Source organism: Pseudomonas sp. JUb52 (assembly GCF_004341115.1).
Lineage (GTDB): Bacteria > Pseudomonadota > Gammaproteobacteria > Pseudomonadales > Pseudomonadaceae > Chryseomonas > Chryseomonas oryzihabitans.
Window position 1 is genome coordinate 1 of record NZ_SLYS01000017.1, and the last position, 17,666, is coordinate 17,666.

Annotated in this window: 15 protein-coding genes and 4 pseudogenes; 18 read left to right on the top strand and 1 reads right to left on the bottom strand. The window is 64.6% G+C overall.

The window, feature by feature from the left end:
- From EC839_RS21510 to EC839_RS21595, 18 genes and pseudogenes are all read left to right on the top strand, one after another.
- Positions 1-162: pseudogene (locus tag EC839_RS21510) on the top strand (IS3 family transposase); the annotation flags it as partial.
- Positions 163-169: 7 nt separating this feature from the next.
- Positions 170-697 (top strand): annotated as a pseudogene (locus EC839_RS21515) (amidase family protein); the annotation flags it as partial.
- A gap of 234 nt (positions 698-931) precedes the next feature.
- A pseudogene (locus tag EC839_RS21520) lies at positions 932-1,636 on the top strand (DeoR/GlpR family DNA-binding transcription regulator); the annotation flags it as partial.
- Positions 1,627-2,376 (top strand): annotated as a pseudogene (locus EC839_RS21525) (phosphotransferase); the annotation flags it as partial. The pseudogenes EC839_RS21520 and EC839_RS21525, both read left to right, overlap by 10 nt.
- A 226-nt stretch (positions 2,377-2,602) precedes the next feature.
- A complete protein-coding gene (locus EC839_RS21530; protein ID WP_017638722.1) occupies positions 2,603-2,848 on the top strand; it encodes a hypothetical protein in 246 nt (81 codons plus the stop codon).
- Entirely contained in the window at positions 2,845-4,383 is a 1,539-nt protein-coding gene (locus EC839_RS21535) for a sodium:solute symporter (RefSeq protein WP_017638721.1), read from the top strand. Before EC839_RS21530 ends, EC839_RS21535 begins: the two co-directional genes overlap by 4 nt.
- A 66-nt stretch (positions 4,384-4,449) precedes the next feature.
- Positions 4,450-5,109: an HAD family phosphatase gene (locus EC839_RS21540; protein WP_017638720.1), complete on the top strand. Its 660-nt coding sequence runs from the start codon at positions 4,450-4,452 to the stop codon at positions 5,107-5,109.
- Between the two features lie 212 nt (positions 5,110-5,321).
- Positions 5,322-7,109: an allophanate hydrolase gene (gene atzF / locus EC839_RS21545; RefSeq protein ID WP_007162797.1), complete on the top strand. Its 1,788-nt coding sequence runs from the start codon at positions 5,322-5,324 to the stop codon at positions 7,107-7,109.
- 26 nt (positions 7,110-7,135) lie between these two features.
- Positions 7,136-8,245: a BMP family ABC transporter substrate-binding protein gene (locus EC839_RS21550; RefSeq protein WP_007162798.1), complete on the top strand. Its 1,110-nt coding sequence runs from the start codon at positions 7,136-7,138 to the stop codon at positions 8,243-8,245.
- A 7-nt stretch (positions 8,246-8,252) separates the two neighbouring features.
- Positions 8,253-9,365, top strand: a complete 1,113-nt coding sequence (locus tag EC839_RS21555) for an ABC transporter permease (protein ID WP_007162799.1) — start codon at positions 8,253-8,255, stop codon at positions 9,363-9,365.
- Positions 9,358-10,278 (top strand): ABC transporter permease, encoded by a 921-nt coding sequence (locus EC839_RS21560; RefSeq protein WP_007162800.1) that lies wholly within the window; start codon positions 9,358-9,360, stop codon positions 10,276-10,278. Before EC839_RS21555 ends, EC839_RS21560 begins: the two co-directional genes overlap by 8 nt.
- 12 nt (positions 10,279-10,290) lie before the next feature.
- Positions 10,291-11,298: a formamidase gene (locus EC839_RS21565; protein ID WP_007162801.1), complete on the top strand. Its 1,008-nt coding sequence runs from the start codon at positions 10,291-10,293 to the stop codon at positions 11,296-11,298.
- Between the two features lie 3 nt (positions 11,299-11,301).
- A complete protein-coding gene (locus EC839_RS21570) occupies positions 11,302-11,991 on the top strand; it encodes a cysteine hydrolase family protein (protein ID WP_007162802.1) in 690 nt (229 codons plus the stop codon).
- A 3-nt stretch (positions 11,992-11,994) separates the two neighbouring features.
- On the top strand, positions 11,995-13,527 hold the full coding sequence (locus tag EC839_RS21575; protein ID WP_007162803.1) for an ABC transporter ATP-binding protein: 1,533 nt from the start codon (positions 11,995-11,997) through the stop codon (positions 13,525-13,527).
- The gene (locus tag EC839_RS21580) at positions 13,524-14,198 is read left to right on the top strand and encodes a cysteine hydrolase family protein (RefSeq protein ID WP_007162804.1); all 675 of its coding nucleotides are present in this window, start codon (positions 13,524-13,526) and stop codon (positions 14,196-14,198) included. The genes EC839_RS21575 and EC839_RS21580 overlap by 4 nt, the downstream gene beginning before the upstream one ends.
- A complete protein-coding gene (gene hpxZ / locus EC839_RS21585) occupies positions 14,195-14,608 on the top strand; it encodes an oxalurate catabolism protein HpxZ (protein ID WP_007162805.1) in 414 nt (137 codons plus the stop codon). The genes EC839_RS21580 and hpxZ overlap by 4 nt, the downstream gene beginning before the upstream one ends.
- Complete coding sequence (locus tag EC839_RS21590; protein ID WP_007162806.1) at positions 14,605-15,309, top strand: GntR family transcriptional regulator; 705 nt, start codon at positions 14,605-14,607, stop codon at positions 15,307-15,309. The genes hpxZ and EC839_RS21590 overlap by 4 nt, the downstream gene beginning before the upstream one ends.
- Before the next feature lie 646 nt (positions 15,310-15,955).
- Complete coding sequence (locus tag EC839_RS21595; protein WP_007162807.1) at positions 15,956-16,801, top strand: HipA domain-containing protein; 846 nt, start codon at positions 15,956-15,958, stop codon at positions 16,799-16,801.
- Positions 16,802-16,933: 132 nt separating this feature from the next.
- On the opposite strand, the gene EC839_RS21600 is transcribed toward EC839_RS21595, so the two are convergent.
- Positions 16,934-17,515 carry a hypothetical protein gene (locus EC839_RS21600; protein WP_007162808.1) on the bottom strand — a complete coding sequence of 194 codons (582 nt, stop codon included), beginning with the start codon at positions 17,513-17,515 and terminating at the stop codon, positions 16,934-16,936.
- Positions 17,516-17,666: the final 151 nt, after the last annotated feature.

Here is a 17,666-nt window from a genome sequence, read left to right on the forward strand (position 1 = left end):
CGGGAGCGCGTTGCCCATCAGTCGTATCGAACTCGTGATGAAGCACGGGCGGATTTATTCGACTACATCGAGCGGTTTCATAACCCACGAATGCGTCGTAGAGTCGCCCGGCAAGATCTGAAGTTTTCAGCCCTTTTCAAACCGTCCGTGGAAACGAGGTAGAACCCGTCTGACCCTGGACTGGCGCGATCCGCTGACGACCTTCGAGACGCTCTGGGTAGCAGGGCGCGGCATCGCCTATGGCAAGACCTTGGGCGGCCGACTGGGCGAGCTCGATCCCGGCTTCGCCACCTTGATCGAGAAGGCGCGTCAGTACGATCTCGCCGACTATCTTGCGGCTTCCCAGCAGCGCGCGATGTTTGCCAACCAGGTCCACGCGTTGTTCGAGTCCTACGATCTATTGCTGCTGCCGACCTTGCCGATTTTGCCTTTTCCCGCCCACCTGACCGGGCCGGAGGAGGGCTACGAGGCAGCCGGCAGCGGCACCCCTTGGGCGCGCTGGACCCCCTTTACCTATCCCTTCAACCTGTCGGGAAATCCTGCGGCGAGCCTGCCCTGTGCCTGGAGTGCCGACGAGTTGCCCATTGGCCTGCAGGTGGTGGGGCCCCGGCATGCGGATGCCGCGGTCCTGCAGTTCTGCGCCGCCGTCGAGGCCCTGCTGCCTTGGGCTCATAGAGTACCACCCCTGCTGCGTTGACCTGATCCACACGGCGCTCGCCCGCTAAAGAGGCTGGCCCGTTGCACCACCTTTCCAACCTGCCTTTCACCGCTCCATCCGTGAAAGGAACGTTCCATGGCTTCATCCGTCCCGCTATCGCCTCGCCTGTTCTCGCCGCCCAAGGTCGCGGCGAGGCTGCACGCACGCCGCGCGAAATCAGCCGGAGCAGCCCGTTACACTGAGCGCTTCTCTCTGTTGCGGACGACTCCTGCCATGCTGAACCAGCCTCGCCTTGACGAAATCTTGCGTCTCATCAACCTGCAGCAGCGCGTCAAGGCCGCAGACCTGGCGCAAGCCATGCAGGTATCGGAAGAGACGATCCGGCGTGATCTCAAGCACCTTGAGGAGGCCGGCAAGCTGCGTCGGATCCATGGCGGTGCGGTGCTGCCCAAGCCCAACGAAGAGCAACCCCTGCAGGTGCGTAGCCGCATCCAGACGCGCGCCAAGACCCGTCTGGCGGCCTGTGCGGCGGAACTGGTCCAGGACGGCATGGCGCTGTTCCTGGACACCGGTACGACGACCCTGGCGCTCGCGCAGCAGCTCACCCGGTTCAAAGCCCTGCGGGTGGTGACCAACTCCCTGGATATTGGCCTGCTGCTCACACAGCACAGCGCCAATCAGGTGCTGATGACCCCTGGGGATATCCGCCGCAACGATAACGCCCTGATCGGCCCGCATACCCTGGCGTTCGCCGCGGGCTTTCACTACGACATCGCCTTCATGGGGATCGGCGCGGTGGATGCCGAGCTGGGGCTCATGGACTACGAGGAACCCGAGGCGCATCTGCGTCGCACGCTGACGGTGAACTGTCGCCGCAGCGTCATCCTGGCGGACGACGCCAAGTTCGGTCACCGCACCTTCATCAACACCCTGCCGCTCTCGGCGGTGGATACGCTGGTCAGCAACAGGGCACGGAGCTCTTCATCGACCGGCGTACCGCCCACGATGCCAGCCTCAAGGCCGCGGCCACCGGTTATGGCGCCCCGGTGGTGGCCTTTCTCGAGGCACACGGCGTGGAGGTCTTCGAGTTCATGGAGGGCTGGCGCGCCTCGTCCAATCGTGACTTCCTCGATCGCGACGTCCGCCACCGGGCGCTGCGTGCACTCAAGGCCTTCAACGACCAGCCGTTGCTGATCCAGACCAAGACGGCCTTCGACATGATCGACGAGCACCAGCGCCAGGTGCATGAGCTGGGCGGGCAATGGCCCGATGACCATGCCTGGCTCGACCGCCAGTATCGCCGTGCCCGGCAGGCACTGGAGGCGTCCGGGGTCGATCTGGCGCCCTGCATGAACGACACCCTGGCCGGTAATTTCATGCTCAACGCCGCGGCCGAGGTGCGGCTGGTGGACTTCGAATATGCCTCCAACAATGATCGCCACTATGAACTGGCGCTCTGGTTCGGCGAGATGTTCTTCGCCCCGGACATGGAATTGGCCTTGCTCGAAGACTATTTCGGCGCCGTGACCCCTCAGACGCTGGCGCGGGTGTACGTCAACAAGGCGCTGGCCGACCTCAAGTGGTCCACCTGGGCCATGGTGCAACACGCCGTCTCGCAGATCGACTTCGACTTCTACAAATACGGCGCGCTCAAGCACAGCCGCGCCCGCAGCGTCATCCACGATTCCCGCTGGGAGACCTGGCTCAGGCAGGTCTGACGGATCCCCGAGCCACTTCGCAGAAGGTGGCCGACAACGATAGGAAACACCGGCGTCCCCCTGCAGATGACCTGTTCATCGCGCAGGCGCGCCCCTCGACTGCCTCGCGAAGCCTCTTTCGATCAACCGTCGGCCTGCCACAGGAACCAGCCCTCGTGAACAGTCTCATTTCCCCTCGTGTACCTTCCGCAGCGCTGCTCTGCGGCGTCCGGAAGGGGGTGTCGTCATGACGTCCTCCCGTCCTTTCTCGCTCAAGACCTGCGGTTTCGGTCTGTACTTCTGCGCCCTGCTGCTGATGGCGGTCTTCCCGCCGTTCTATCTCAGCGTGAGCGGCAGCACTCAAGTGGTACTGGGCATTCCCTTGCCGATCTTCTACTGGATCCTCATCGCCGTACTGCTCGGCGTCGGCGTAGCGGCGCTCTATCTCGTCGAATCCGCCAATGGCGACATCCCCAAGGAGACCCAGCCATGATCCCTGCCGGTAGCTCCTTCGATATGCTCATCAGCTTCGGCGTCATCGGCCTGTTCCTGGCCGGGATGATCGCCGTGCTCTATCTCACCAACAAGCAGAGCCATGACTTCGCCGACTACGCGGTCGGCGGTCGTTCCTACGGGCCCTGGTACATCGCCATGTGCTACACCAACTCCTGGTGGCCGGGCGCTACCTTCACGGCGTTCTTCTCGTTGTCGGTGGGCGGGGCCCTCGGCTTCTACGGCATGGTCTATTCGACCCTCGGCGTGACCGCCATGTACCTCATGGCCAATCGCGCCTGGACCTGGGGCCAGAGATTCAACCTCACCACCCAGCCTGACCTGCTGGGCATGAGATTCGACAGCCCGGCGGTCAAGCGACTGGCCTCCATCATCGGCATCATCTCGGTATTCCCCTGGGTGGTCATGGGCATCCAGGCACTGGCCATGCTGTTCCAGTTCGCCAGCTTCGGCAGCTGGGGCATCACCGCCTGCCTGACCGCGGGCGTGCTGGTGGTGCTGATCCGCCAATACTGGACGGTGAGCATGGGCATGCGTGGCCTGATCATGACCGACATGTACCAGGGCCTGATCGCCTACGTCCTGGCCGCGGCGCTCTGCGTCTTCCTGCTGGGGGGCAGTGAAAACGCCTCCTTCGCCAACCTGGCCGAACTGCCGGCCAAGATGCTGCTGATTCCCGGAGACACCGGCACCGGCTATGGCGCCTGGTACATGTTCAGCCTGATCTTCACCGGGGTGATCGGCTCCATGTGCTGGCCCATGAGCTTCCAGCGCATCTACACCGCCAGCGGCGTCCGCTCGGTAAAGAAGGGCACGGTCTATACCATCCTGCTGGTGGGCGGCTTCTACGGCATCCTCATGCTGTTCGCCGCCGCGGTCAGCCAGGACCCGAACGTGGCGGCCCATCCGCAGCAGGGCTGGTTCCTGTCCCTGTTCGATATCGGCGGGCCGTGGCTGTTGGCGCTGGCCATCGCCATCGTCCTGGCCGCGAGCATCGGTCACGTCGACGGCTGCGTGCAGGTCTGCGGTGTGCAGTTCGCTAATGATCTCGCGACCTGGACCACGCCCCGGACCGACCGCCAGCTCACCGCGCTGGCCAAGGGCGGAATGATCGTCTTCATCGCCGCCGCCGCCGTGGTGGCCTACCTGACGTTCAACTACTCACGCCTGCAGCTGCTGGCCCAGATCTCCTACCAGGGGATCATCCAGCTGGCCGTGCCGCTGTTCTTCGGCATCTTCACCCGCTGGGGCAACAAGCAGGGCGCCATCCTGGGGATGCTCACCGGCATTCTCATCGCCATCGTCCTGACGGTGCTCTACCCGGACGACATCGCTGCCCTGGGTTCGCTCACCAGCGGGATCGTCGGCGTGATCTTCAATGCCCTGGTGTTTGTGGGTTGCGCTCTGGCCATCAAGCCCAGTGAGGCGGAAAGCCGGCGGGTCGCCGATCTGTTCGAGCTCGGCGTGGCCCCGCGTCCGGCCGCCAAAGGTGCGGTAGCGCCGGCAATGGGCTGAGCCGTCCCTCCCGGCCGCCAGCGCGCTGTTGGCGGCCGCGTCTCTTCAACACGCTGGAAAATTCCCATGGCTCTTGCTTTGTTCGACCTCGACGAAACCCTCATCCACGGCGATTGCGCCAGCCTCTGGAGTGCCTGGATGGCACGCATCGGCTGGGTAGACGCCGAGGACTTCCCGCGCCGCGACCAGGTGCTCATGGCCCTGTACGGCCAGGGGCAACTGGCCATGGAAGACTACATGGCGTTCAGCCTCGAACCGCTGGTTGGCCGGACGCCCAAGGAGGTGGCCGAGGTGGTGCACGGTTACCTCGATACGGTCATCGCACCGCGCTTCTATCCCGACGCCCGCAGCACCGTGGAGGCCCACCGCCAGGCGGGCGACCGTCTGCTGGTAATTTCGGCCTCGGCGGCCTTCCTGGTCCAACCCATCGCGGCCTGCCTCGGTATCGACGAGGTGCTGGCGATAGACGTGGAGGTCGTCGCAGGTCGGTATACGGGGCGCACCTCGGGCGTGCTCACCTACCGTGAGGGCAAGGTGATCCGTCTCGAGCAGTGGCTTCAGGAGCAGCACGAGTCCCTGGCGGGCGCCAGTTTCTACTCAGACTCCCGTAACGACCTGCCCCTGTTGAGCAAGGTCGAGCACCCGGTGGCGGTCAACCCCGACGAGGTACTGCTGGCTCAGGCCCAGGCCGCAGGATGGAAGGTGCTCGACTGGCGGCCGGCGTAACCGCCCAAGCGGCGCCAACCAAAGCGGTGCGTGCATCAGCCGACTGCACGCTACCGGTGCACGGGGCGCACATTGGGCCGTCACCTCCGTTCTTTTAGCTGGTGTCTGAAGGCTCAAGGACGGGGAATAGAAGCCGCCCTTGGACACCAAGCACAACTTGGCACAGAGCATGCAAATCTTGAATTCACACTTGTATACAGGAATGGATGCTCATGAATCCGTACCCCATCAGTACCCTGACCCAGCGCTATGCCGCAGGTGATCTGACGCCCAGCCAGACCGTACAGACCTTGCTCGAGATGCTGGAGCTCAGTGATCGACCGGAGGTATGGATTCACCGTCTGCCGCAGGCGGCCCTGCAGGCGCGGGCCCGGGAGTTGGAGCAGCAGGCCAACGAGCTCGGCGGCGCGCTGCAGGAGCGGTTTCCACTCTTTGGCATTCCCTTCGCGGTCAAGGACAACATCGATGTGGCAGGACTCCCCACCACGGTGGCCTGTCCGGAGTTCGCCTACGTGGCCCGGGAAAACGCCTACGTCGTCCAGCGTCTGCTGGATGCCGGCGCCATCCTGGTCGGCAAGACCAACCTCGATCAGTTCGCCACGGGCCTGGTGGGCGTCCGCTCGCCCTATGGCGCCGTGCGCAACGCGGTCGATGAGCGCTACGTGTCCGGTGGCTCCAGCTCCGGCTCGGCCGTCGCCGTCGCCCTGGGCTATGTCGCCTTCGCCCTGGGGACGGATACGGCCGGCTCCGGGCGGGTGCCCGCCGGATTCAATGGGATCGTCGGGCTCAAGCCGAGCCTGGGACTGCTGAGCAGCCGCGGCGTCGTGCCGGCCTGCCGGAGCGTCGATACCCTGTCCATCTTCGCCGCGGATGCCGCCAGTGCCTGGCAGGTCATGCAGGTGGCGGCCCACTACGATGCCGAGGACGCCTATGCGCGCCAACCCCTGACCCGGCCCGTGCAGCGCCGGCGGCGTAGGGTGGCGGTACCGGCGCAGCCGGAATTCTTCGGCGACGGCCAGGCCGCGCAAGCCTACGCGCAGAGCCTGGCGCGGTTGCGCCAGGATCCCAGCGTCACGATCGACGAAATACCCTATGCCGTCCTGGCCGAAGCAGCCGCACTGCTTTATCAGGGACCCTGGGTGGCCGAAAGACGGGCTGCCGTAGGGCAGTTCTATGCTGAACGACCGGCTGCCCTCCATCCCGTGGTCAAGGGCATCCTGGCTGGCGCGGATCGTTTTACCGCGGTCGATACCTTTGAGGCGCAATACCGGCTGCAAGCCCTGACCCGGGACGCCGAGCGACTGCTGGCGGGCTTCGACCTGCTGGTGGTGCCCACGGCGCCGTGCATGCCCACCATCGCCGAGGTCATGGCGGATCCCGTCCAGAGCAATGCGCGCCTGGGCTACTACACCAATTTCGTCAATTTGATGAACATGGCGGCCTTTGCTTTGCCAGGGGTACCCCGGGGCGATGGTCTGCCGGCAGGTATCACCCTGATCGGCCGGGCTGGTTCGGACCAGTACCTGGCCGAGACCGCCGCCCGCTGGCAATCGCTATTCGGAGGCGAAGACCAAGGCGACGCCATCGCCCTCGCGCCGCTGGACGCCGGTGAACCCCAGGTGGAAGTGGCCGTCGTGGGCGCGCATCTCTGGGGCCAGCCGCTGAACTGGCAACTGCTCGAAAGCGGTGCCCGGCGCCTGTCCAGCACCACCACCAGTGACCACTACCGACTCTATGCCCTGGCCAATACCCAGCCGGCCAAGCCTGGCCTGGTCAGGGTGGCGGAGGAGGGCGCGGCGATCGACCTCGAGGTCTGGACCATGCCACTGCGCCTCTTCGGCGCCTTCGTCGCCGCGATTCCCGCGCCGCTCGGCATCGGCTCGGTCGAGTTGGCCGATGGACGCTGGGTCAAGGGCTTCATCTGTGAGCCTGCCGGCCTCGATGGCGCCCAAGACATCACCCGCTTTGGAGGCTGGCGCGCCTATCGCGCTTCGCTCTGATCCCGACACCCACCGAGGACCTTGACATGAATCCTATCGACCGTCGCAATTTCATCAAGCTGGCAGGGCTGATCGGCGCCAGTGCCGCACTCCCGTTCAGCCTGGCCCGGGCTGCCGACAAGCCCCTCGTCGTCGGCTTCATCTATGTCGGCGCCCGCGATGATTTCGGCTACAACCAGGCCCATGCGCAGGCCGCTGCGATCATCAAGACCCTGCCCAACGTCAAGGTGATCGAAGAGGAGAATGTCCCGGAGACGGTGGCGGTGCAGAAATCCATGGAGGCGATGATCCGCCAGGATGGCGCCACCCTGATCTTCCCCACCTCCTTTGGCTACTTCGACCCCCATGTGCTCAAGATGGCGAAGAAGTATCCGGATGTCCGCTTCGCCCACTGCGGTGGCCTCTGGCAGGAGGGTAAGGATCCGCTCAATGCGGGCAGTTTCTTCGGCTACATCGATGAGGGTCAGTACCTCAACGGCGTGGTGGCGGGCCATATGAGCCAGTCGAAGAAGCTCGGCTTCATCGCGGCCAAGCCCGTGCCCCAGGTGCTGCGCAACCTCAATGCCTTCACCCTCGGTGCGCGCTCGGTCGATCCGAGCATCACCGTCACGGTGATCTTCACCGGTGACTGGTCGCTGCCGGTCAAGGAAGCCGAGGCGGCCAACAGCCTGATCGACCGCGGCTGCGACGTCCTGACCTGTCACGTGGATGGTCCCAAGGTGATCGTCGAAACCGCCGAAAAGCGGGGCGTCATGACCTGCGGCTACCACGCTAGCCAGGCGGCCCTGGCGCCTGAGGGCTATCTCACCGGTGCCGAGTGGAATTGGGAAACCCCTTATCGCGCCCATGTCGAGGCCGCCCAGGCCGGCAAGCCGATGATCAACTTCATGCGTGGCGGGCTCAAGGACGGCTTCGTGAAGACCTCGGCCTACGGCCCGAAGGTGAGCGACGCGGCCAAGCAGCAGGCCGACGCCATCAAGGCCCAGATGCTCGCGGGCAGCTTCGTCATCTTCAAGGGCCCGATCAAGGACAACAAGGGCACTGTCGTCATCGCGGAAGGTACCAGCCAGCCGCAGACCGACGTGGTGCTGGAGCGGATGAACTACCTGGTCGAAGGCGTCCAGGGCCAGATCTGAGGGTGGCATGAATAGCCTCGAACACAAGCTGCAACGGCTGGCGGCCAGGGCGCTGCCCGGACTGCCCACGCTGCTCGCCGTGCTGTCCTCGGGCGCACTGTTTCTGCTCTTCCTCGCCGTGCAGAACAAGCCGGCGCTGGCGGCGGGCGCCTTGGTCTTCGAAGGCGCCTTCAGCTCTTCCTTCGCCTGGGAAAATACCCTCCAGCGCGCCGCGCCCCTGATGCTGACCGCCCTGTGCGTCGCGCTGCCAGCCCGGGCCGGGCTGATCATCATCGGCGGGGAAGGGGCCCTGGTACTGGGCGGTCTGGCCGCCGCGGTGCTGCCCCTGTGGCTACCCGCGCTTCCCGGGCCTTTGATGCTGGTACTGATGGGCCTGGCGGCCATGCTGGTCGGCGGTCTGTGGATCGGGCTGGCGGGCTGGATGCGGCAGAGCCGCGGCCTCAACGAGACGATCGGCAGCCTGCTGCTCTCCTACATCGGCATCGCGCTGTTTCGGCAATTGGTCGAAGGCCCGCTGCGCGATCCGGCGAGTCTGAACAAGCCCTCGACCGTACCGCTCGAGGATACCTATCTCATCGGTACCGTGAGCGACGCCTTTGCCGTGCACTGGGGATTGGTGGCGGGCGTCATCGCCTGCCTGCTGGCCTATGTCCTGTTGCGCCATAGTGTCAGCGGCTTCGCCCTGGGCATCGTCGGCGGCAACGTGCGAACCGCGCGGATGCTGGGACTTTCCGTCAATCGCCTGGTACTGATGACCTGCCTGCTCGGCGGGGCGGCGGCGGGGCTCGCCGGGATGTTCGAGGTCGCGGCGGTGCAGGGCAGTGCGAACGCGGCGCTGATCGCCGGCTATAGCACCAGCGGCATTCTGGTGGCCTTCGCCGCCCGGCATAACCCCCTGGCCATCATCCTCTGCGCCACGCTGCTGGGCGGGGTAGAGGCCAGCGGCAGCCTGTTGCAGCGGCGCCTGGACCTGCCCGATGCGACGACGCTGATCCTCGAGGGCATCCTGTTCACCAATCTGCTGGCCTGGGAAGCCCTGAGCCCACGCCTCACGGCCTGGCGTCTGCGGCTGTTGGCGAAGGCGGCAACCCCGGTCGGAGGCGTTCCCGAACATGGCTAACCTCGATTGGCTGACCTTCTTCCTGGCGCTGCTGGCCGGCGCGGTGCGGGTGGGTACGCCCTTTCTGTTCGTCAGTCTGGGCGAGTGCCTCACCGAGAAAGGCGGACGCATCAACCTGGGCCTGGAAGGCATCCTAGTCGCGGGGGCCATGACCGGCTATGCCGCGTCCTACCTGTCCGGCTCACCCTGGCTGGGCGTGCTCGCGGCAGGCTGTACCGGCCTGCTGTTGGGGTTGCTGCATGGCATCGTCTGCTCGCTACCCAAGGTCAACGACATCGCCTTCGGTATCGCCCTGATCCTGCTGGGAACGGGCCTGGCGTTCTTTCTCGGCAAGGCCTTCATCCAGCCGCAGGCACCCATGCTGCCGTCGTTTTCGCTGGGGCACTGGTCCGCGGATGAGCGGGTGCGCTCGGCACTGAACATCAATGTGCTGTTCTTCCTGGGTGTAGCCCTGGCCATCCTGCTGCACTGGGGGCTGCGCAGCACCCGCTGGGGCCTGATGCTGCGCCTGGTCGGTGATCATGCCGAATCGGCCCAGGCCCTGGGCTATCACCCGATCAGGGTACGCATCTGGGCGACGTCGGTCGGCGGCTTTCTCGCCGGCGTCGGCGGCGCCTATCTCTCGCTGTATTACCCCGGCAGCTGGAACGAGGGGCTTTCCAGTGGCCAGGGGTTGATGGCCGTGGCCCTGGTGATCTTCGCGCGCTGGCAACCGCTGAATTGCCTGTGGGCCTCCTTGTTGTTCGGCGCGGCCGGCGCCATTGGCCCCGCCCTGCAGGCAGTGGGTATCAGTACGGGTTACTACCTGTTCGCCGCCGCGCCCTATGCCCTGACGCTGCTGGTGATGTTCGTCACCTGCCGGCCAAATCGAACCCTGACTGGCGCTCCCGGCGAGCTCAGTCTCACCCGCTAGAGGTAAAAGCTCATGTCCAGTGGTCTTGGTGGTTTGAACAAGTCGCCCAATGGCGTCGTGATCGGTCTGGCGCAGCTGTCGCTGCCGGATCCCCATACCCGGGAGGCCCTGTGGGCGCAGACCCAGAGGGTGGTGGAAATGGTCGGCAAGGCCCGGCGGGGCATGCCGAGCCTGGATCTGATCGTCTTCCCGGAATACTCGCTGCACGGGCTGTCCATGGATACCTCACCGGAGATCCTCTGCTCCCTGGAAGGGCCGGAAGTGGCGGCGCTACGCCAGGCCTGCGTCGATAACCGCATCTGGGGTTGCTTCTCCATCATGGAGGCCAATCCAGCGGGCAACCCTTTCAACAGTGGTCTCATCGTCGACGATACCGGCGAGATCCGCCTGTACTACCGCAAGATGCACCCTTGGGTGCCGGTCGAGCCCTGGGAGCCGGGCGACCAGGGCATTCCAGTCTGTGACGGTCCGCGTGGCAGCAAGCTGGCATTGATCATCTGTCACGATGGCATGTTCCCGGAAATGGCGCGCGAGTGCGCCTACAAGGGTGCCGAGATCATGATTCGTACCGCGGGCTATACCGCCCCGATCCGTCATGCCTGGCAGATCACCAACCAGGCCAATGCCTTCTGCAATCTGATGCAGACCGCGAGCGTCTGCATGTGTGGGTCCGATGGCACCTTCGACTCGATGGGCGAAGCCATGTTCGTCGATTTCGACGGTAGCGTGATGAACCAGGGCGGCGGTCGTGCCGACGAGATCGTCTGCTGTGAAATGCGTCCGGACCTGGTGCGTGAAGCGCGAGTGCACTGGGGCGTGGAGAACAACATCTACCAATTCGGCCACCGTGGCTATTCCGCCGTCAAGGGCGGCGCCCAGGATTGCCCCTACACCTACATGCATGACCTGGCGGCGGGTCGCTATCGGCTGCCGTGGGAGGACCAGGTGGTCCACACCGATGGCACCTCCTGCGGAATGCCCGCACCGGAGCGCCCGTTCACGCCCTCAGCTCAGGAGTGACCCATGAGTCCACGTCTGCTCGCCTCAGCGCCTTACCCCTGGCCCTATGACGGTCGGCTCGATCCGGCCAACACCGCCCTGGTGATCATCGACATGCAGACCGACTTCTGTGGCGTCGGCGGCTATGTCGATGCCATGGGCTACGACCTGTCGCTGACCCGCGCGCCCATCGAGCCAATAAGGTCGGTGCTCGAGGTCATGCGGGCCCAGGGATTTCCCATCATCCATACCCGGGAGGGCCATCGTCCCGACCTGTCCGACTTGCCGGCCAACAAGCGCTGGCGCTCGCGGAACATCGGCGCCGGCATTGGCGATGACGGTCCCTGCGGTCGCATCCTGATCCGGGGTGAGCCGGGGTGGGAGATCATTCCGGAGCTGGCGCCGCTACCCGGCGAGATCGTCATCGACAAGCCCGGCAAGGGGTCGTTCTACGCCACGGATCTTGAACTCATCCTGCGCACCCGCGGCATCGCCAACCTGATCCTCACCGGGATCACCACGGATGTCTGTGTCCATACCACCATGCGCGAGGGCAACGACCGCGGCTTCGAATGCATCCTGCTCGAAGACTGCTGCGGCGCCACGGACCACGGCAACCACTTGGCCGCGCTCAACATGGTCAAGATGCAGGGTGGGGTCTTTGGTGCGGTGGGCGACTCGTCCATGCTGCTCGCCGTGCTGGCAGGGGACTGAGCCATGCGCGCCCTGGATCTGGAGATCATCGGTGCCGGCAAGACCTTCGGCAGCTTTCGCGCCCTGGCTGAGGTCTCCCTGAAGGTCAGGGCCGGGACCGTGCACGCTTTACTGGGCGAAAACGGGGCGGGCAAGAGCACCCTGGTTAAGGGCATCGTCGGCTATGGCCCGCTCGACGAAGGCGCGATCCTGGTGAACGATCGCGAGCGACAGATCCGCACGCCGAGGGACGCCCACGCCCTCGGAATCGGCATGGTCTATCAGCACTTCACCGTGGCACCGGGGCTCAGCGTCGCGGAAAACCTGGTGCTGTCGCGCGGCGACCTGGCCTGGCGTATCGACTGGTCGCAAGAGCGCGAGCGGCTGGCCGCTTTCATGGCGGGCATGCCGTTCCGCCTGGACCTGGAGCGTCCCGTGAGCAGCCTGGCGGCGGGTGAAAAACAGAAGCTCGAGATCCTCAAGCAGCTGTACCTGGAAAGGCACCTCATCATCCTTGATGAGCCGACCTCGGTCCTGACGCCCCAGGAGGCCGATGAAGTCTTGGGGTTGATGCAGCAGATGGCCCATCGAGGAGATATCTCGGTGCTGATGATCACCCATAAGTTTCGTGAAGTGACCGCCTTCGCCGATGACGTCACGGTCCTGCGCAAGGGCCGGCTGGTTGGTAGCACAGCCGTTGCAGACACTTCGCCCGAATTCCTGGCCAGCTGGATGATGGGCGAGGCGGGCGCCGCCGCGGCCAAGCTCGAGCGGTCCGGCGTGATCGAGGCGGCACCTCGCCTGGAGGTGGTTAAGCTGGATGTGCCAGGCGACAAGGGGACGCTGGCGGTCAGCGGGCTGTCGCTGGCCGTACGCCCCGGCGAGATCGTGGGTATCGCCGGGATTTCCGGTAACGGCCAGCGTGAGCTCACCGAGGCCCTGCTGGGGCAGCGCAAGGCCGGTGCCGGCGAGATCCGGGTGAACGGCCAGCGCTATCACGCCACCCGCCGCGAGATGCAGCACCTGCGCCTCTACAGCCTGCCGGAGGAGCCGCTGCGCAATGCCTGCATCGCCAGCCTGAGCGTGGCGGAGAACCTGGCCTTGCGCAATTTCGACCAGGCACCGCTGTGCCGCCAGGGCTGGCGCCTTGATCGCCGAGCCATCCGTACTCAGGCGCGCGACCTTATCGCGCGCTTCCAGGTGACGCCGGCCGATCCGGAGCGGCCCATCGGTACCCTGTCGGGGGGGAACGTCCAGCGTGCCGTCCTGGCGCGGGAGTTGACCGAGGGGGTCGCGGTACTGATCGTCTCCAATCCGGTGTTCGGACTGGACTTCGCGTCGGCGGCGCTCATTCACCAACGGATCGTCGCGGCCAGGAATTCCGGTGCGGCGGTGCTGCTGTTGAGCGAAGACCTGGATGAACTGCTGGAACTGGCCGACCGCATTCTGGTGATGCATGACGGCCATATCGGCTTCGAGACCGCCATCGCCCAGGCCGACCGGGCCGTGCTGGGTCACCATATGGCGGGCGGTGCGACGCAGGCGGAGGCCGTATGATCCAGGTGAGCGCCCGTCCCGACACCTTCGCCTTCGAGCCGGCCAGTACGGCGCTCGTGGTGATCGACATGCAGCGGGATTTCATCGAACCTGGCGGCTTCGGCGCGGCGCTGGGCAACGATGTGACGCCGCTGAAAGCCATCATCCCAGCCGTGCAGCGGCTGCTGGCGTTGGCCCGTCAGCACCGGGTGCTGGTGGTCCATACCCGCGAATCCCACCTTCCCGACCTGTCCGATTGCCCCCCTGCCAAACACGCCCACGGACTGCCCGGACTGCGGATCGGCGACCCCGGGCCGATGGGGCGCATCCTGGTTCGTGGCGAACCCGGCAACCAGCTCCTCGCCGAGGTCGCCCCGATAGAGGGCGAGTGGGTGATCGACAAACCGGGCAAGGGCATGTTCCATGCGACCGGTCTGCACGAGCGACTGCAAGCCGAGGGCGTCAGTCACCTGGTGTTCGCCGGCGTCACCACCGAGGTCTGCGTGCAGACCAGCATGCGGGAAGCCAATGATCGCGGCTATCGTTGTCTGCTGATCGAGGACGCCACGGAAAGCTATTTCCCGGCGTTCAAACGCGCGACACTGGACATGATCGTCGCCCAGGGCGGCATCGTCGGCCGGACGGCCTCTTTGGCGGCTCTGGAAGCCGCTCTGCACAAGGACCTGCCATGACTTCGGTTTCCGCAATCAATCTTCCCGAGGTAGTGGCCGCGGTAACGGCGGCCTTTCGCGATTACGAGCGGGCGCTGATCGCCAACGAGCTGGAAACGCTCGACGGGTACTTCTGGTCGTCGCCCCACACGGTGCGCTTCGGGGTGGCGGAAAATCTCTATGGCAGCGAGGCCATCGCCGCGTATCGACGGCTCTGCCAACCGGTCGGGGCGGGCAGACGTCTGCACCACACGGTGATCACCACCTTCGGCGAGGACTGCGCCACCGTCAGCACCGAATTCAGCGATGGCGTTACCGCACGGGTCGGACGCCAGATGCAGACCTGGCTGTGTCTGGAAGGGGAGTGGAAGGTCGTCGCCGCCCACGTCAGTATCGACCTGGACACCTTGGACACCCGGGATAACCCATGACCCAGTTCCAGACCAACGCCCTGGGCGAGCAGATCTACCTGAGAATCAAGCAGGAAATCTTCGATTTCTATCTGCTGCCTCATGACCGCTTCACAGAGACGCAGATCGCCGAGCGCTACCAGGTGTCCCGTACGCCGGTCCGCGACGCCCTCTATCGCTTACAGCGCGAAGGCTATCTGGAGGTGGAGTTCCGCCGCGGCTGGATGGTCAAGCCGCTCGACTTCGCCCGTATCGACGAGCTCTACGACCTGCGCATTGTGCTCGAGTCCGCCGCCGTGGATCGGCTGTGCGGGCTGGTCGACCTGCCGGAAATGCTGGAAGCCCTGTGCCAGGTCTGGATCGTGCCGCAGGAACAGCGCCACACCGACATGCAAACCGTTGCCGAACTGGACGAAGCCTTTCACAGCGGGCTGGTGGCCGCGACGGGGAACCGGGAGATGCTGCGGGTGCACCGCGAGGTGACGGAGCACATCCGCATCGTCCGGCGTCTGGACTTCTCCCAGCGCGCCCGCATCGAAGAGACCTACAACGAGCACGTGAGCATCCTCAAGGCACTGCGCCTGCGCAAGCGCGATGACACCCTGCTGATGCTGAGGGCCCATATCGAGCAGAGCAAGATCGAGGTCCGCAAGCTCAGCCTATCGATGCTGTCCGAGGCGCGTCGCCGGTTCGAGCGTCCACCGGTAGCGTCCGACGCGTGAGGGCCGCACGAGTTCCTAAAAGAGATCGGCCACCACTGCGACGTACTCCCTCATAAATAGGTGATAAGCATTCATGTAAGTGCATAAGCGAATAAGTGCTTAAGTAAGCACGTAGTGGCTAGAAGTTGTTACGCATTGCCCGGCTTGCTGAGGTTTCTTGCTCCAGTACCGCTGCCATCGATAGGTGGCTGGCCTAGTAGCGTTTAGGAGCGCCGCAAGAAATTTTAGCGCTTCCAACGAGTCATCACGAGAGCTCGGGCGTGCGCTCCAAAAATAGATAGTGGGTACTCGCCTGACGTTAGACAGAGTCCTACCCGTGCTCCCGGCAGCTACAGCGCCACAAACACTTAGACGGCTGATTATGCTTTGTCGTATGCATACGACAAAACGGTCAATCGCTTCGCTGAGCTGACCACGTCCGCGCTCGACGCACAGGATCTGTCGTATGCATACGACAAAATCGTCATGGCTTCCGACCTGCACCAGGTGTCCGATCAGGTTGCTTCGGATTTGTCGTATGCATACAAACTGGATGGCCTTGCTTATAGCGAGTTGTGCCACCGGCAATTGAGGCTAACCACGATTGGCCTCCATCGCCAATCAGCGGGCTATGCGTCCGCTCCGCCCCTGTCCGCAAGGTGTCCCCTTGGGAAGCGCCACCGGCGCCGGAGGCAATGCGCCAAAGCTGCTGCTGACCGAGGGTAATCAGGGCGAGCTTCGCCTGGACGGAACGCTTGCTGATGACTTGGCCGCTCGGCACTGGCTCGTCAAATTTCCCCGCAACCAGGGGCGCGCTTCTGACCAAAACGTGCTTCGTAGCGAATACCGCTACTACCTGGCGCTCGATAGCCTGGGGCTGGAGACGATCCCCGTTAATGGGCTTGCGCTTGAGGAGGGTAGGCAGACGAGCCTATGGTTGCCGCGCTTCGACCGCCGGCCAGGTGCCGCGGGTCTTGAGCGGGTCGCTGTCGAGTCAATCTATTCGTTGACGGACACGCTGGTGCCCGGGAGCTACCTAGGGTACCTCGACGCTATTGAGGCGCTGGTAAGGGTGTGGCGGGCTTCCGGCCAGGAAGCGGCCATTCCAGGCCTACTTGATGAGTACCTTTTGCGAGACCTTCTGAATCAGGTGGTCGGCAACACGGACAACCACGGCCGCAATACCGCCATCCTGCGCGACGGAGAGGGCGTACGGCTGGCGCCGATCTACGACCTGGCGCCAATGGTGATGGATGAGCAGGGTGTAACCCGGGCGACAAAGTGGCCGGCGCCGGTGGAGCAGGCCGGCACCATCAACTGGCGGGAGGTCTGCCAGCTTTTGGCGGTATGGGACGACCCGGAGAGGCTATGGCTGGCGTTGAGGGAAAACGCCGAGCGACTGCGTGCGCTGCCTGACCTCCTCCAGCCGGTGCTGCCGAGGGGTACCTGGGAGCATCCTCGGATCCCGCTGCGGTGGCTAGAGGGTTACCTGCAGAACGCGGATCTGCGATAGCGAGACCCGGCACCGTACGATGGTAGGTAGGTGCGAGACAACTCGCCGGGTGTGCCGGCGAGAGGGTAAGCAAGAGGACAGGCACGTGCGACAAGGGCCTGCTGAGGCGGGGGCTAGGGTCGGTCGGAATGGCTAGCTGGCGAATGCCGCGGCGAGGGCTGTTGCGTGAGCTGACACCTTCAGCTGGCGCAGCTCGGCGTTTTCGATGGCGAGAGCGCAGATGAGCCCCTCAGCCAGCTGGTCGGCAGTGCTCAGATCCGCCTGGTCGAAGTCCAACTCAAGCTCTTTGTACTTGCTATAGGCGCTGACCTTCGAAGCGACCGCCTGGATGGCGAGAGGCCCGTATGCATCCGGATCCTCGTGATAGAACGCGAAGTCGCCGACGGCCAGGTCACCCGCTTGGCTGTGCGCTCCATAGGCCTCAGCCAAGGTACGAGCGTAGGCCGCCAACTGGTCAGCGCTCGCCGGTGTCGCCGCTTTGCCGGCGAGATCAATGATGACTTCGGCCAGCTGCGCGGCAGTGAGGAGCGCCTCCGGCTCAAACGGTAGGATCTGGTGCTGCTTCATCGAGAGGCCCTTCACCAGGCCATCCTGACTCATTACTTCAATGGCACCGAAGCGGGACGGCTCGTCGCGATGAAAGACCAGGCGGCCCGGTACGACGGTGCTCTGTGCCGTATCGGTGGTAGAGGAGGGGAGGGTTTCGCTTTTCATGGTAAGGCTCCTGGTTGATATCTGGCCTCCACCCTGACACAGCTTTTCAGAACGCAAGCAGGCGGCTACCCAGCGCCTTGCGACAATTTCCAGGATTGCCGCGACATTCTGAAGCTACCCAAACCTGAAATAGCCACTGACAGCAATCGAC